Genomic DNA, 17,486 nt, shown 5'->3' with positions numbered 1-17,486 from the left:
AGATCTTCACAAATTGTGTTCTATGCTCATTTGAGGTACAAACCTTATTACAGGGACATAGTAATGCTCACAATTAACCACTTTTTTAATTCATTAAATTTAACAAAAAAACTTATTTCCGCCTTTTTAATTGTTGCCCTAGTGCCAATAGCGATAATTATCACGGTCACTATTAATACAGCGTCAAACTCGATGACAGAACAGGTTTATTCCCGTTTAGACGCGGTGAGTGAAGTAAAACAAAGCGCTGTTGAACACTACTTTAACAATATTGAAAATAAGCTAAATGCGCTGCAAGCAAACCCAGAAATGGCTACTATTGCGACAAAGTTTATAGAAGGATTTAATGATATATCCCCTTCAGCTTCATCAGCGTCTCTAAATCGCTTTTATAAAGAGTCTTTTACCCCAAAATTTAAACAGCTAAACCCAACAGACACTGCCTCTTCATCCCTATTAGAACAAATGAATCCAAAAAGTATTGAGCTGCAATCTCGTTATCTAGCTAATAACCCAAATCCAATTGGTGAAAAACAAAAACTAACCGCCACTGGGCAATCAGATAGTTACGAGCAAGCGCACCGTAAATACCATCGTTATTTACGCGATATGACCAATATAAATGAGTTCTACGATATTTTCATTATCGACCCAACAAATGGCAATATTGTTTACTCCGTTTATAAAGAAGTCGACTTTGCCACATCGCTACAAACAGGGCCCTATGCTAAAAGTAATTTAGCGAGTTTATTTCAACAATTAAAAAACAGCAACGATCCTCAAGAAATTGCATTTGCAGATTATAAACAGTACTCCCCTTCATATAATGCCCCTGCTAGCTTTATAGGTAAGCCTATTGTTGTTGATGGTAAAACGGTTGCTATTTTAGCCGCCCAATTATCGATTGAAGATGTCAATTCAATCATGAAAGAACGTGGCGGGTTGGGCGAAAGCGGAGAAACCTACCTTGTAGGTCCTGAGGGGTTAATGCGCTCTGACTCTTATATCGACCCGAAAAATCATTCTGTAGAAAGCTCATTTAGAAACCCAAATAAAGGCACAGTGAATACCTTATCTGTAATCAAAGCACTAAAAAATGAAAAAGGGCAGCATGTGATAAGTGATTATAACAATGAGATGGTGCTGTCTGCATTTGCACCTGTAAATGTCTTTAATGTTCGCTGGGCACTCATAGCAGAAATGGACGAACAAGAAGCTTTTGAGTCGATAACCAAACTTTCCCAACAACTCATTGTTATACTTTTCATCACTATTTTCATTGTTACTATTGCCGCATATTGGTTTGCGCGAACACTAACAAAGCCTATACATGCACTGGCTGATACAATGAAAAAAGTGGAACAACAAGGAGACTTTTCATTACGAGCAACTGTCTATTCAAGCGATGAAATAGGCGTTAGTACTCAAGCATTTAACACTCTTCTTGATGCTCTGCAGTTATCTATTAGTGAAACAAACCGTGTTATGAATCAAATGGCTGAGGGAAAATTCGATCAACGTATTGAAGCGCCATGTCGAGGGGAATTAGACACGTTAAAACAAGCAACCAACGATTGCGCAAGTTCACTAAATGGTGCGATAAACGAGTTAAATAACATTGCGATTGCTATGGCTGATGGTCAATTTGATATTCAAATTAATGCCTCAATGTCAGGCGAATTAGGCACCTTAAAAAGTAATATTAACCAATCGCTTTCTTCAATAAATAACACTATGAATAGTATCGTCGATATTATGGCTAACGTAGAGCAAGGTAATTTTAAAGAACAAATCACCTATCCAGCGAAAGGAAAACTTGCGCAACTAAAAGACAGCGTGAATAACTCAGTTAGTAGTTTAAGTATTGCTATAGATGGTATTAGTGACGTTATGAGTGCATTACGACAAGGCCAATTTTCAGCACAATTAGATGCCCCCTTAGCTGGCCAGCTTGATATATTAAAACAAGATATTAATTCCAGTATGGCTAATCTAAATAATGTAATGAATGAAATAGGTGAAGTCATGACCTTTGTTAGTAAAGGTGACTTTAAAAAAATGATAAAAGGTGAAGCCAGCGGTCAACTTGAGCAGTTAAAAAGTAACATCAATACATCAATCACTGCTATTGATAATGCTTTAACTGAGATTTCATCAGTTATGCTAGCAATTAGTCAGGGGCGTTTTGATCATACTATTTCATCGACTATGACAGGCCAACTAAATAGTTTAAAAACAGATATAAACCATTCGGTAACTAACCTCGAGCGCGTCATAAACGACCTCAATCAAGTAATGGCCGCGATGGCAAACGGCGATTTTTCTCATCAATTAAAACAGCCATTACAAGGCCAGTTGGAAGATTTAAAAAATAATGTAAATGAGTCTACCTCATTAGTTTCATTGGCTATAAATGAAGTCAGTAGCGTTTTATCAAACTTAGCTAAAGGTGACCTTACCAAAAATATAGAGGGACAATATCAAGGCGTATTCGATACCCTTAAAAGCGACACCAACGCGACTATCGAGAAATTAACCAATGTCATTCAAGAGATTCAAGTATCGGCTAGTCAGGTTATGCAAAATGCAGGTGAAATAGCTTCAAGTAATACTGAAATAAGTAAGCGCACAGAGGAGCAAGCTGCTAATCTTGAAGAGGCAAGCTCAAGTACTGAGCAAATGCTAGATGAGTTAACTAAAGTATCTGAACAATCAAAAAGTGCAGTGGCATTGGCAAACAATGCAGAGCAAATTGCTGAAGAAGGAAATCGCTTATCAATACAGACTGTTAGCGCGATTGATGAAGTAAATGAAGCCAGTAAAGATATTAACGAAATACTTTCGGTTATTGACAACCTCGCTTTTCAAACTAACTTGCTATCACTTAATGCCGCCGTGGAAGCTGCTAGGGCTGGCGACCATGGAAGAGGCTTTGCTGTAGTAGCTAATGAAGTGGGTGATTTAGCGGGACGCAGTGCTAAATCTGCGAAGCAGATAAAAAGTATTATTGTAAATAGTAATCAAAAAATAGCACTTGGAACTGAATTAGCCGACACCTCAGGGAAAAAACTAAAACACATAATGCAAGCTGTTAGCGATGTTAGTAAAAATATAATACATATAGCGCACTCAACCTCCGCACAAGAGCAAGCAATTAAAGAGGTTAATCTTGTTGTACAACGGTTAACGGGGCTAACTCAGGCTAACTCAGCGATTACAGAAGAAACAATGGCGGCTGCGCGTCAAATGGCAGAACAAGCTACCGAGATGAGAGTACAACTTAATTACTTTCATCTAGAAAAGGAGCAATAATAACCTAAAGGCGCTGCTAGTGATTCTGCTAACGCTATGCCTTTTTTAACTTGAGAACCGCTATGAGCCATTATAATAATGGCTCATCATAAAGTTACGTCACTTTACCCGCTAAATTAAAACGTGGCTGGGTATATAGCTGGCTTTTAACCACCTCAGCTAAAATAGCCACTGCCTGCCAAATCTCTTCAAACGAAGTATAAAGTGGCGTAAAACCAAAACGTAAAATATTAGGCGCACGAAAATCTGCAATTACCCCTTTTTCAATTAACGCTTGGCATATAGCAAATGCGTCGGTATGTGAAAATGCTAGTTGGCTACCTCTTTGGCTCGAATTTTCAGTGGAACATAAGCGCAAATCACTTAAGCATGAATGTGTTTGTACTAATTTAATAAATACGTCGGCAAGTGCAATCGACTTTTCTCTTACTTGAGAAATGTCTACGTCTTGCCATACATCAAGCGCAGCATCTAAAGCACTCATCGCAATCACACTAGGTGTGCCACATAAATACTGATTTATAGTATCAGCACCTTGATATATTGCATCAAAAGCAAATGGTTTAGCATGACCCATCCAACCTGATAAGGGTTGCTTCACAGCAGCTTGGTGGCGTTTAGCCACATATAAAAATGCAGGTGAGCCTGGGCCACCGTTTAAGTATTTATAGCCACAGCCAACGGCAAAATCAGCATTACAGTTATCAAGTTCAACTTGTAAAGCTCCCGCACTATGGGCTAGATCCCATATCACCAAAATGCCTTTCTCGTGGGCTAACTGGGTGAGCTTTTGCATATCCAGCAACTGACCGGTTCTAAAGTTGACCTGCGTTAATAGCAACACAGCCACTGAATCATTAAGGTTTTGCTCAATACTTTGCTCTGCCACTAATTTAAGCTGACATAAGTCGGGGCCTAATAGCTCACTTAGCCCCTGCACCATGTATAAGTCAGTAGGAAAGTTATCCTCGGTGGATAACACCACATTTCGCTCAGGGTTTAACGATAATGCACTACTTAACAGTTTAAATAAGTTAACTGAAATAGAGTCACAACAAATCACTTGGCCTTTTGCTGCGCCAATAACCGGCGCTATTTTCTCTCCTACCTGAGTTGGTAAATCAATCCATTGGTGATCATTCCAACTTCTAATTAGGTGACTACCCCATTGCTGGCTTACCACCTCTGCTACGCGCGACTTTACTGCTTTAGGCAAAGCACCTAATGAATTACCATCGAGATAAATAGTGTCTGCGGGTAAATCAAATTCGTCACGCTTGTGAGCCAGCGTATCCGCTTTATCAAGCGCTATAATCTCATTAAAATTCATTGTTACATCTCATTCAAATTTTGTATTAGTGTATTAAATGCAGCTGATCCCGGATGGATCCAATCAAAATGCCCCACGCCTTCTAACATAACAACTGGACGTTTAAGCTGTTCTAAATTAAAAGCAGGCACGATGGCATCTTGGTCACCTTGTAAAATAATGCTTTGCGGATGAAGCGATTGCTCACTCGGGTTAGCTTGCGTGTATGCCTTAGGTTTATCGGTTGGCATACCTTGCATAAAATCTTGAGTCACTTTTTGACAACTATTATCACCACGCGCATACGCTTTTATATCAGTAATAGGGGCCAAGCCAATAACCCCTTTAAGCTGGCTTATTTCACCACCAGCAAGCAATGCTAAATGCCCACCTGCCGAATGCCCTACCGCAACTGATCCCGCTAATTTAAACTCGCCATTATTGTAAGTACTTGCCGCTAAAATACCGGCTTTAACATCATTAAACGTTGCAGGCCAGCCACCACCGCTTGCACCGCTTCTTCTATACTCTAAAGACCATACATTAAAGCCAGCTTGTGCAAGCCCCGTACTTAACGCATACGTGTGTTTAATATCGTACTCACTCAACCAACAACCACCATGGAGTAAAATAACTAATGGCGTTTGCACCAGTGTTTGCTTTGCACGCCAAAGTAATGCGTACTGTGACTCATCACTGCCGTAGGCTATTTTTTCATCAGCTGAGTTAAACCCAAGCGAAGCCACACTTGCGTATGCAACATTATTATCTACATCAGGAAATTTAACTTGCTGCGCGGTGGCGTTGACCAAAAAAGGCCATACAGAAAAAATAAAACTACTAAGTTTTTCAAAATAAAGTACTTCCTTTTATAACCTTAAAAGCGATATAACTGAAAACGCTGGCAGTCGTTTATAAATGTTCTATACGACTTACCAGCGCTATTACGTCATTATTAATAAAATAAATCGAATGATTTATTGTTGTTTAAAAACCGTGCCTTCTTTCATAACAAAATCAACATCCAATAAAGCACTTATATCACTTAATGGGCTGGTGTCTAAGGCAATAATATCAGCAAACTTACCAGCTTCTATAGTGCCTAAGCTATGATTCATATCAATTAAATCAGCCGCGTTAACCGTTGCCGACTTTAAGATATCAGCAGGAGTCATACCCGCTTGGTACATTAATACCGCTTCTTGTGCGTTAATGCCGTGCTTAGATACGCCACTGTCGGTACCAAATGCAATGTTAACCCCCGCCTTATAAGCCTTAGTAAAATTATTTAGCATATCGCCACCAACCTTGATTGCTTTGCTTTTAATGGCTTCAGACATAAAATCAGAGTTATTGGCTAAGTTAACCACCGTATCGCCAGCAAGTAACGTAGGCACAAGGTAAGCACCTGTCTCTTTAAATAGTTTAATACCTTCATCGTCGGTGTAACTACCGTGCTCTATACTATCAACGCCCGCACGTAATGCTGCGTTAATACCTTGGGCAGCATGGGCATGACTAGCTACTTTCCGCCCTAAACCATGTGCGGTATCAACAACTGCTTTGAGCTCATCGTCTTGCATTTGCTGACCTGTACCGGTAGTCGTATCCGAAAGCACCCCACCAGTAGATGCGACTTTAATTAAATCAGCTCCATACTTGATTGCGTAGCGAGTTTTTTTGCGACACTCTATTGCACCATCACACACTGTGGGCGGTGTTTTCATCGTGAGTAAGTCTGGGCTCATACCATCAACATCTAAGTGCCCGCCGGTAATAGTAACGCCAGCACCAGCAATAATTCGAGGGCCACTTATCCATCCTTTGGCCACCCCATTTCTTAGTGCATACATTTGCTCACTTTGACTGCCTACATCACGCACTGTAGTAAAACCCGCCAGAAGGGTTTTGTTAGCAAAATGCACACTGCGCATTGCTACATCTGCATCAGACATTTCCACCAGCTCTTTTTTGTTATCTGGCCCAAGCTCACCTTGTAAATGCACATGCATATCCATGAGTCCTGGCATAACAAAGCTGGTCGACAAATCGATTAGCTGAGCATTTTCACCAAAACGGTTGATAGGTAAAAAACCCGCTGATACCGAAACTATTTTGCCATTTTCTATTACTACGGTTTGTTTTTGTTGTGGTTTTTCTCCGGGAATAGCTAGCAACTCTCCTGCATGAATCACTTTAGTATCCGCATGTGCATTAGTAGCAACGATGTTGACTGCGAAAAAAAACGAGGTAACCACACTCAATCGAAATATGCTCATTAAACTCTCCAATGAATCGTCATTAGTTAATAACAACGAAACAACGTTAAAATATTGTTATATCACTAATACCTTATCAGGAAAGTTATAAAAACAAACCACTATCATACTTTTATTACAAAAAACGGCTGAAAGTCAGACTATTAAAACAAAAAAGCAGCACACCTAATTGGTCGTGCTGCTTTTAAACATCGCAATTAAAAATAAACCTTACATTGTTTCCTGGGCCTAAAGTTAAACTTTAAAGAAGGCAATTTCTTTTTTAAGCGAACCAGACAAATCAGTAAGTACTTTAGTTGCCGTGTCATTTTTATTCATCGATTCAATGGTTTCTTCAGACATTACCGCAACCTGTTCCATTGCAGCACTAAATTCAGTTACCACTTGAACTTGTTCAGATGCCGCGCTCGACACCTGCTTCACCAAGTTCAACGAGTCCATTGCTTGTTCCTCAATGTGTTTGAGTAAATCTGTTGCCTGCATAATTTTCGCTTTGCCGTTTTCAACCTGTGGCTGCGTTGTTTCCATAGCACTTACAGATGCCGCCGTTTGAGTTTGCACATCGTTAATCATAATCTCAATTTGTGAGGTGGCTTCACCGGTGCGCTGTGCTAACTGGCGTACTTCGTCTGCAACAACGGCAAAACCGCGTCCCGACTCACCTGCTCTTGCAGCTTCTATTGCGGCATTAAGAGCCAGCAAATTAGTCTGCTCAGAAATACCACTGATCACACTCGCAATGCCGCCTATTTGTTTTGTATTTTCAGCTAATAACCTTATTTGCTCTACCGTTTCATCAACGGTGGTCGCTATGCGTTCCATTTCGGTAGCGGCGGCATTCACCACTTTACGACCTTCCATTGCATAGTTAGCGGTTTGCTCTGAATTAGTCTCTGTTTGTGCTGCAATATCGGCTACTTTATCAATGCTAGCGCTCATACTGCTTAATTGTGAGGCTGTTTGAGTAGTTAATTGAGCTTGTTGCTGCGCACCATTTAGTACCAATGTAGAACCATCAGACACTTCTTCTACTTTGTCTTGTAGTTTGTTAGACGCATAAATAATATTCTTAGCGATACTGGTCAACTTTGTACTCATGGTATCTAACGAATCAAGAATACTGTCTGTGTGAGGTGTTTTTAAACTCTTGGTTAAATCACCGTCTGCCAATACAGCTATAACTTGCTGTGCTTCATTAGGCTCACCGCCTAGGGTCGCTCTGAGGCTTTTATCAATAAGTATACCCACAGCAACAGAGAAACTGATCGCGATAGCGCTCAGTATCAGCATAAAGTTTTCAAATGTTCCGGCAACGTCTCTTGCTTGAGGTGTCGCTATTTGGTTTTGATCTTCCTGATAATCAATAAACTGATTGATAGTGTTAAGCCAATCAATAAAAGCAGGTCGAGCTTCATCAAGCACCTTTTCATCAACCGGCTGACCAGCCTTTTTCATTGCAATAATTGTCTCCACAATAGGCAACGTTTTTGCCTGAATAGCCTCAATACGGCGTAAAATATCACGCTCTTTTGCTGTAAATATCGTGTCGTTATTTAGCATTTGCCTCATCTGCGTTTCAGATTCAGCATAAAATCCTTCTAATCTTTTGATTTCCTTTTCATATTCTCTAACCCTTGCGTCATTATTTGCAATAGCTATATCTCTAATGGCAATAGCACGGTCATGCACACTGCCTCTAAAGTTAATAGCGTAGCGTTGCTTTACTGAGTTTACATCAGTGATTTTTGCTAGGGTTCTATCGATATAGTTCACACGATTAATACCTTGCGCAGTCAGAAGAACTAACAACGCTAGTACAATTCCAAAACCAATAGAGAGTCTTGCCCGAATGGACAATGACGAAAAGAAGTTCAACATAAATAGGCTCAATGAGAAGTGATAGGCAGTTATACGAATGTTACCAAAAAATAGCCTTCTTTATTATCAATAAAGCTAAAAATAATATAAAAGAACTATTTTTAATTGCAAAAAACGCAAACCATTAAAAAAAGCCAAACAATTGGTTTAAAAAATAACCACAAGCAAAAAACAAATATCACTGTTCAGTAACAATGATGGCAACGTAAGATCAAAAACTTTTTAAGCTCAAACCCAAAATGAAATTAGTTTTTTCATGCAGCTAAACCTGATAGGTGTGCCTATACTTAATCTAGGTGTTGTAATACTTTTCATATACAGGGAGCTTATGGATATTAAAGACATAAATATTGCGCTGCTAGAAAAGTGCAATTTTCTTTTAATGGTATTTGATAATGACGATCAGCTTAGTTACCTTTCTTCTAGGTGGTCAGAGCTCAATATTGCAGCTAAAAACATACCAACCATTAAAAGCTTTTATGCCTGTTGTACAACTGAAAGTAAAACACTATTACAACAAATTAACGCTCTACAATTGCAACATAATGAGTTAGACCAATTTGATATTAAACTGAAACTCGCCACCGACTATTTCATTAAACTTAACTGTTGCTTGCATAGCGTGCAGCAAAACCAGCGCCAATATATGGTTTTAATTTTTAACCAGCACTTTGCCCAAGTGTCGTCTGTTATTAGCAATAACGAATTACAAACCATCATAGAAAATGCCGGCGAAGTTTTAAAAGTGGGTTATTGGCAACTCGACTGTAACACTAGCCAATTATTTTGGACCGATGAAATTTACACCATTCATGGTGTTTCACCCAGTAACTATTCCCCTGAACTAGACACAGCAATAAATTTTTATCATGAAGACGATAAACCCAAAATAGCCCATGCGGTCGAGCAAGCTCTTGCGAGCGGGCAAGGGTGGAGCTGTATAAAGTTGCGTGTTGTAGGTAACGATCAACAAGAGCGCATTGTTATATCAAGCGGCAATGTATCAAGAAATAAAAACGGTGCAATCACTAAGTTATATGGCATTTTTCAAGATATATCGGGGAGTGAAAAAATCGCTCTAGAGCGGGACTTTTTAGTTACCGCACTCAAAGAAACTACGGTTGGGATGGTGATTGCCGATAAAGACAAGCGCGTTATTTGGGTAAATGGCTCATTTGAAAGAATAACAGGCTATACACTCAATCAAGTGGAAGGTAAAAAACTAGGTGCTATTTTACAAGGTGAAAAAACTGACGCCAACACAATAGAGCAACTTAAAATTCATCTTAAAAAAGGCATCCCTATTACCACCCGAATTTTAAACTATACACAAAGTGGGGACCCCTATTGGAATGAACTGGCCATATCACCCATTTTTAGAGACGGCAAAGTGGCTTATTACTTTGCTGTACAAAACGACGTAACCAAAGAAATAAACATTGAGCATAAACTGATCGCGCTTAACACCAGTTTAGAGCAACGTATTCAGGCGCGTACTCAAGAGCTCTCTTCACTTAATAAAGAGCTAGAAAAACAAGCCAATATAGACCCACTTACAGGCTGTTTAAATAGACGAACTTTATACAGAACGCTCAGCGATGAACTATTAAAAACGCAAAATAAAAACACCTATATTTCATTATTAATGCTCGACATAGACCACTTTAAAGCCATAAACGATAATCATGGTCACGAAGCTGGAGATTTAAGCTTAAAAGAGCTCACCAACACATTACGCTCCTTAACTAGAAAGCAAGATTTTGTATTTCGCCTAGGCGGTGAAGAGTTTTTAATTATTATGCCCAACACAAACAAAGCCGAAGCTAAGCAAGCCGCAGAGCGAATTAAAAACACGATTAATCAACATCAAGTTTTCTATCGCAATAAAAACATTAGCTTTACAGTAAGTATTGGGCTGCTTACTCATGATGGCTCTATCAGCTTACAAAACAGCTTAAAATACGTTGATGACTATTTATACGAGGCAAAAACTAAAGGTCGTAATAGAATTGTTGATTGAACAGTTTTAAATCAATTAGTAAAAACTTAACTAGTCATATAAGCTAACTACTTGAGCATGATAATTTAATTGAATTTTACGCTAGCTCGAGCATTATTATTTTTATTCAATTACTCATTGTTAAGTACATCAAAAACAAGGTTACATAATGATAAAAGCGTCAACACCTAAAGATGAACTATCACGGCTAAAAGATTTATATGAGTATGACGTTTTAGACACTGAAGCTGAAAAATCCTTTGACGATTTAACCCAACTTGCATCTGATATTTGTGATACGCCAATCTCACTAATAAGCCTCGTTGATCCCGACAGGCAATGGTTTAAATCAAAGCAAGGTCTTGATGCAGCCGAAACAGCTCGAGATATTTCGTTTTGTTCTCACGCAATTTTAGAAAACCAAGTATTCGAAGTTCAAAATGCACTGACAGACACCCGCTTTCACGATAACCCTTTGGTTACAAACGACCCAAATATTCGTTTTTATGCAGGTGCACCTCTCATTACACCTAGAGGCAATGCTATAGGTACGTTATGTGTTATTAGCGATAAACCAAAAAAGCTTTCCAGCAAACAAATAAATGCTCTTACTGTTTTGAGCAAAGAGGTCATTGCGCAATTAGAGCTTAGGCTTAATAATAAAAAGTTAGTGATGGCATTAGAAAAACAAAAAAAACACAATAAAGAGCTAGAAAAGTTAAAAGAAGAAGCAGATACGGCCAATAACACAAAGAGTAAATTTTTGGCAAATATGACTCATGAGCTGAGAACCCCATTGCATGGGATTTTAAATTTAGCTGAATTTGGTATGACTGAAACCACAACAGAGGAAAAAGACAGCACCTTAAAAAGTATTTTAAAGTCAGCACATTACTTATCAAATATTGTAAATGACATTTTAGACTTTTCTAAGATTGAGGCTGGCAAGTTAGAAATTGAACATATCCACTTCAACCTTAATGACGTTATTAGCGATGTAATAAAACCTCAGCTACAGCAAGCGTCTGCTAAAGGTATAAAGCTTATTACATCGGTAGATCCTAAAATAGCAGACAATTTAAAAGGCGATCCTCTTCGGATTTCGCAAATTTTAAATAACTTGTGCTCAAATGCGATTAAATTTACCAACTTTGGCCAAGTAGAGCTGAAGGTAAGTGTTAAAAGCACTACATTACAAACACAAGTACTCACCTTTGAAGTTATTGATACAGGGCTTGGGATTAATGAGACTGTTCAAGCGCATTTATTTAAAGAATTTCATCAGGCAGACTCATCGACCTCAAGAAAATATGGAGGTACAGGTTTAGGCTTATCAATTTGCGCTCGTTTAAGTGAGTTAATGCAGGGGCAGCTTAGCTTTACCAGCAAAATAGGTAAAGGCTCGACGTTCACTTATGAGCAAAGCTTTGAGATTGCTTTATTGCCATCAATACCAAAACAGAGCACTGAGTTAACAAACCTGCAAGGTTGTACTGTTTTAATTGCCGAAGATAACAAAATAAATCAGCTTATTATTGTTAAAATGCTCAAAGCCCATAATGCTAATTTAATTATTGCAGAGAACGGTAACGAGTGTGTCCAGTACTTTAAAGAGCACCCGGTAGACTTAATTTTCATGGATATACAAATGCCTGAAATGGATGGGATAAAAGCTACTCAGGCTATTAGATTGCTTCCTACAGGTAAAACCGTTCCAATTATAGCTATGACAGCAAATACCTTAAAACAAGACATTGAGCATTATTTAGATATTGGTATGGATGGCTACTTAACTAAACCGTTTGATAAAGCTAGACTCAATAGCTTACTCAATGTTTATAACCCTAGAAACCTTAACCTAAAGAACTTAGCAGTAAAAATTAGCGATCCTAATATTTCTAGTAACAGGAAGCTAAACCAAATATGCAAAGAGTTAAAAGCACTCATTCCCGGTGCAAATCGAGTCAGCCTGTGGCTATTTAATAAAGAATACAGTGCATTAAATTGCCTAATTTGCCTTGATGAAAATAATGACGTGTCCAATGGCACTGTTTTAACTGCAGAAGACTCACCTGCTTATTTCAATTATATTTTAACCAACCAAGTACTCGACGCCTCCGATGCTAGAAACAACGACGTAACTAAGCAGTTCACTAGCTCTTACTTTGAGCCACTCGATATATACTCTTTACTTGATTACATTTATATACTTGATAACAAACCGTTAGGTGTTATTTGTTGTGAAAGTGTAGGCTCAAAGATCACTTGGAGCCATACTGATAAAGAGTCGTTAATCAAAGTCGCAGACGTTACTAACTTGTTTTTATCAAAGCAGATTGAATCCACATAACAAAATACACTCAGAAAAAAATTAATGACTAATAAATTAAGAGGTTTAATGAGGAGTGAAAACTCAAAAGCCTTGCACCTTATTAATTCACTCTCTATGTAGCTAAAACCCAGGTTAACGTTGTTAGCTGCCTACAGGCTTAGGTATAATGACCTATCTTGGCTGTGTTTATTAGCCTCTAAATTGGACCATCTCCTATGAAAAAACTATCTGCTGTGCAAGTAAAACAACAAGCACTCGTCCTCAATGTTGCTGATAAAATAGAAGCGCAAGGCCGGGCTGAAATCCCAGGCATGCTGCAATGCTGGTTTGATGTGGAATATCATTTATTTCCAGGCTCTTTACTAATGTGTTTTCAGTTTGAAAACCAACAAGCATTAACTGCTGCAGAGCCTGACTTATTAAAATGGCAAAAGCGTTTAAGCGCTGCCATGCTTAAAAAAGGCGTGATTTTAAAAGATATGCGTAAACATTTAGTGTTTACCTTAAAAGGACCGGACGACTAAACCACTTATAGCGAAAGCACACTCTACTTTGGTGTGCTTTCCAAATTAAACTCATTAACGTGCTTAATTAGCTCTGGGAAAAACGCCAAAAAAGCCCATCTAGCTCATTGTAATGGCGGCATATATCTTCTGCAGCGCCAGAAAAAGTATTAGTAAAGCGAATTCGTTTAGCAATATTATCAAGCGCCAGCCCCACTCCATCAACGCTTTCGTACTCTTTAAACCAATCGTTTTGCGTCATACTAGTTACCACACGTTGCATTCGTGTAGGCATTACCGGTATACGCTTATCCAAAAGCCCATAACTGGTGTGCTTAAAATCAATTAATGATTGGTTATTAAACTGCCGCCAATGCGCAATAAGAAAATGATCAAACACCACATCAACAGCCACGCCTGCAAAGCGCCTTCGCTTAGGTGAAAAAAGCTGTTTTGCTTCTTTAACTAAAGGATGTGCGTCAGTAAATTTATCCACTAAATAATGATTATCTAGCGCACTTTTAACAGTTACCGGTATATGTGTTAACTGCCTTTGACCACCAAAATCTCCCAACAAATTCCCAAAGTGAGAATCAGCCGTAGGCTGTGCTAAATAAAGATGGGCTAAGTAATTCAACGTAATCTCAGCAGTTGTACAAAGTATTTAAATAATAACGCAGTTTTAAATAAAATTCATTTTAAGGAAGTACGGTTTCATTTAGCCTTATTCTTCAAAACTATCAACCCAATTACAATTGTATTTTATAAATTCAGTAAAGAGTCAGGCCAATTTTGTTATCACTGTTGCTACATTTTTGGTACTGCATGAGTCATAAAACGCCTTGCTTAACCTTCTCTATTTTTTAAATACCCTCTTTAATTGTAACCAAGGCCACCTAAGCATTATGATTACAACTTTTTTAAGTCAATCACAACAAGTCGCACTGCAACAAGCATTGATCAACAGCAAATTGTTAAACAATGATGCTGCAACTAGTGGTAACCCACCATTACTTGAGCAACAAGCCTATAGCCATATTGCAGTCACCCTTTATCGCTTTAATTTACACAAAATAAAATGGTCATTTTTTTTAAAAACAGCCATAACCACAGCAAACAATGTATGCCAATGGTTAACCAGTGAACTTGCCAGATGCCAGCAAAGCTATAAAGCCCAACCCGATGAAGCAGTAATCGTTGAACAAAGTGCATTTTTTAGTGGCGTTTTTAGCGAAGAGCTCGCTTATATTGATAGTTTATTAGGGGCTGAAGCATAAGCTCTTAAGTTTATTTAAGCAATTAGGGTCGGCTTGGGTCACCCATTAGTTTTTCAGGTTTTTGACCATGTTTAAATTAAATTTAAATAATAAGAACACTTGGTTTTTGAATAAAAAGATCAAGAAAGCACAGCAACCTGCTTGACCGGAACTTTCTAATGGGTGGCCAAACTAACTATGCCACTACACACTTAGTCAGTACTTTCATCCTTCTATCAGAGAAAAGTTCTCACCTCCAATAGGGTTATTCGAAAATTGGTTTAATGAAGATTACCATTTAGAAAACTCTCCGACACCAGAAGCATCAAAATTCTTAAGAGCTTGGAAATCAGAAAGCTCACTAATGAAGCGGCAATACATTGTTACAGTGTATTCCTATGCTGTCAGACAGTTAACATATGATGGTACTAACCAAAATTACGCAAAGGCTCTTATCAAAGCTGCCGTTAACAGTTTTTAAGAAAAAAGATGAGCCACTAGAGCTCACCTTTTCAAGAGTTATAGTTTGGGAATCTATTTGTTAAAAGTGAAGTCCCTATTGTTAGTCATAATTAAAATTTGGGAATATTTAAGCTTTATCATAAACCCTTTGCCTATGCTTTTCATTTTCGCCTGACACAAGCCTCTGAAAATCTTCAAAGGCTTTGTAGTAACTAAAACACCACACTATTCCGGCCATTTTGCTTGGCTTTGTATAAGTTCAAATCAACACGCTTTGCTGCCTGCTCAGCATTCTCATGTGGTGTTATTTCAATAACACCAATGCTTACAGTCGAATTAATGCCTAAGGAAGTATGTTGTTTTTCTGCTATTGAATGCCTGATACGCCCTGCTATCTCTTTTGCATTTTCAAGGGTTTGGTTTTCAAGGACTATCAAAAACTCTTCACCACCAACTCGTCCCACCATATCTGAACAGCGAACTGTACTCACGATCGAATTTACGATAGAAATGATTAGCTCGTCACCAATATCATGGCCGTATTGATCGTTTACAGCTTTAAAGTGGTCAATGTCAATGGAAATCAATGAACTTACTCGCTTATTGTGTAAATTCTTTTGCATGACACTTCGTTTCAAATTAATGATAGCCCTGCGATTAGCAATGCCTGTAAGTTCGTCTTTTAAAGCGAGTACTTCAAAGTGCTTTTTTTGACGGGCTTGCTTAAAGCTGTAAATGGCAAATAGGATTAAACATACGCTGGCAATAATGAGTGTTAAGTGCTGCCAAAAAGCCTTACCTTCAGCTACGGTTAGTAACTCTTTTTGCAGAGCTGATGCTTGTTCAAGCCGAGTTATTTCTCGTTTTTGTTGTTCTAGGTCAAAGTTTAGTCTTGCTGATATAAGCGCATTATTAGCAATGTCTTTTTGCTTTTGTTTTATTATCGTTATCAATTGTTGTTGAGCATCGATGTGTAACGAGGAATCATTTGTGACTTCAGCTAGTAATGAGGCAAAGTTAAAGTATCTTTCTTTAAAACTGACTGACCATGAATTTTGCTCAGTTTGTAACTTGTTAAATAAAGTGAGGGCTGCGTTTAGGTTATTACTTTTTAAGTGCCACTGGGCTTGTGTCATGGTTAGCAATACTGTGATCCAGCTACTATCTATTTTTAGTTTATCAACAGCTGTTAAATATGATTTTGCAGCATTGAGTTGATTTTGTTCGGTGTACAGCTCAGCTAACTTTATCAATACGTAAGCATAACCGTCATCGCTTTCGTAAGACCTTACATCGTTCTTAATTGACTGATACAACTCTATAGCTTTAGGGCGATTTCCGCTTTTTTCATAGGCAAAAGCGAGTTGATCGATTACTTTATAATGTTCTTGTTCATTAAATTGTGTTAATTCAGTTGCGGCGCGTTGCAGTTGTTCAATTGCAAGATCAAAGTTAAAAAGGGCTATATGAATATCTGCTATTTCTTTTAGTGCAAGGGCTTGTTCGTAGCTATTTCCAGATTTTTCAAATAGCTGATAGGCTTTTTGCGCTGCATGGAATGCATCCTCATATCTTCCTTGAGCTAAGTAAATGCGATTTAATATAATGTTAGCTGTAGCAATGACGTTTAGCTCTTTTGGGCTTTTAGCGTGTTCAGAGTTTTTGGTTATAGGCTTTAAAAGAGTTGTCGCTGCTTGGTAATGGCCTTGAATGTATTCTTGGGCGGCTTTACATGCTATGAACTCGTGTTTTAGAACTTGAACGCTCGACTTTTGAATGATCGAGCTCGCTTGTTTTAAAAAGTGTTTATAGGTGATAAGTCCGTTCGGTGTAGCTACATCAGAGAACCAACACTTAAATGTCATTACTCGGGCATCATCAAGCACATTTTTATATGGTATTCCTTGTTCTAATTTTTCTAAAATAGCCCTCGATTCAGCTCTAGTTGTATAACCATAAAGAACCTTATCTATTTCACTTTTTACTTCACTGGCTGCTAAATTGGCAGAAAAAAGAACAAAACATAAAACCCTTAACATTTAAACCGTTACTCCATCAGGAACTACTATTCCGTAATTTAAATTTAGTTATTATTCTTCAATTGAGATTAACACAAAAGTTGTTTCAACATAACAACTACAGCTGAAAACAAAAAA

Annotated in this window: 10 protein-coding genes and 1 pseudogene; 5 read left to right on the top strand and 6 right to left on the bottom strand. The window is 38.2% G+C overall.

Annotated features, from left to right (window positions below):
- The first annotated feature begins 63 nt into the window (after nucleotides 1–63).
- Nucleotides 64–3,312, top strand: coding sequence for a methyl-accepting chemotaxis protein (locus tag P20439_RS06185; RefSeq protein WP_008465349.1), 3,249 nt, complete (start codon nucleotides 64–66; stop codon nucleotides 3,310–3,312).
- 94 nt (nucleotides 3,313–3,406) lie between these two features.
- On the opposite strand, the gene kynU is transcribed toward P20439_RS06185, so the two are convergent.
- The 4 genes from kynU to P20439_RS06165 all read right to left on the bottom strand — a co-directional run bounded on the left by kynU (nucleotide 3,407) and on the right by P20439_RS06165 (nucleotide 8,778).
- Nucleotides 3,407–4,642, bottom strand: a complete 1,236-nt coding sequence (gene kynU / locus P20439_RS06180) for a kynureninase (RefSeq protein WP_008465347.1) — start codon at nucleotides 4,640–4,642, stop codon at nucleotides 3,407–3,409.
- A 2-nt stretch (nucleotides 4,643–4,644) separates the two neighbouring features.
- Nucleotides 4,645–5,433 (bottom strand): S9 family peptidase, encoded by a 789-nt coding sequence (locus tag P20439_RS06175; RefSeq protein WP_008465345.1) that lies wholly within the window; start codon nucleotides 5,431–5,433, stop codon nucleotides 4,645–4,647.
- A gap of 165 nt (nucleotides 5,434–5,598) precedes the next feature.
- Nucleotides 5,599–6,900, bottom strand: a complete 1,302-nt coding sequence (locus P20439_RS06170) for an amidohydrolase family protein (protein WP_008115110.1) — start codon at nucleotides 6,898–6,900, stop codon at nucleotides 5,599–5,601.
- Between the two features lie 234 nt (nucleotides 6,901–7,134).
- Nucleotides 7,135–8,778, bottom strand: a complete 1,644-nt coding sequence (locus P20439_RS06165; RefSeq protein ID WP_083834475.1) for a methyl-accepting chemotaxis protein — start codon at nucleotides 8,776–8,778, stop codon at nucleotides 7,135–7,137.
- Nucleotides 8,779–9,106: 328 nt separating this feature from the next.
- On the opposite strand from P20439_RS06165, the gene P20439_RS06160 reads away from it, so the two are divergent.
- The 3 genes from P20439_RS06160 (at nucleotide 9,107) to P20439_RS06150 (ending at nucleotide 13,633) form a co-directional block, all read left to right on the top strand.
- The gene (locus tag P20439_RS06160) at nucleotides 9,107–10,798 is read left to right on the top strand and encodes a sensor domain-containing diguanylate cyclase (protein WP_008465337.1); all 1,692 of its coding nucleotides are present in this window, start codon (nucleotides 9,107–9,109) and stop codon (nucleotides 10,796–10,798) included.
- Between the two features lie 148 nt (nucleotides 10,799–10,946).
- Nucleotides 10,947–13,127: a response regulator gene (locus P20439_RS06155; RefSeq protein ID WP_008465335.1), complete on the top strand. Its 2,181-nt coding sequence runs from the start codon at nucleotides 10,947–10,949 to the stop codon at nucleotides 13,125–13,127.
- Nucleotides 13,128–13,324: 197 nt separating this feature from the next.
- Nucleotides 13,325–13,633 carry a hypothetical protein gene (locus tag P20439_RS06150; RefSeq protein WP_008115106.1) on the top strand — a complete coding sequence of 103 codons (309 nt, stop codon included), beginning with the start codon at nucleotides 13,325–13,327 and terminating at the stop codon, nucleotides 13,631–13,633.
- A gap of 23 nt (nucleotides 13,634–13,656) precedes the next feature.
- Here P20439_RS06150 and P20439_RS06145 read toward each other — a convergent pair.
- Nucleotides 13,657–14,249 (bottom strand): annotated as a pseudogene (locus P20439_RS06145) (ACP phosphodiesterase).
- 268 nt (nucleotides 14,250–14,517) lie between these two features.
- On the opposite strand from P20439_RS06145, the gene P20439_RS06140 reads away from it, so the two are divergent.
- Nucleotides 14,518–14,889 (top strand): hypothetical protein, encoded by a 372-nt coding sequence (locus P20439_RS06140; RefSeq protein WP_008465331.1) that lies wholly within the window; start codon nucleotides 14,518–14,520, stop codon nucleotides 14,887–14,889.
- Between the two features lie 653 nt (nucleotides 14,890–15,542).
- On the opposite strand, the gene P20439_RS06135 is transcribed toward P20439_RS06140, so the two are convergent.
- Nucleotides 15,543–17,369, bottom strand: coding sequence for a diguanylate cyclase (locus P20439_RS06135; protein ID WP_008465330.1), 1,827 nt, complete (start codon nucleotides 17,367–17,369; stop codon nucleotides 15,543–15,545).
- Between the last annotated feature and the right edge of the window lie 117 nt (nucleotides 17,370–17,486).

Source organism: Pseudoalteromonas sp. BSi20439, from assembly GCF_000241165.1.
Taxonomy (GTDB): domain Bacteria; phylum Pseudomonadota; class Gammaproteobacteria; order Enterobacterales; family Alteromonadaceae; genus Pseudoalteromonas.
The sequence above is the reverse complement of the archived record's forward strand: the minus strand, read 5'-3'. Positions and strand labels throughout refer to the sequence as shown.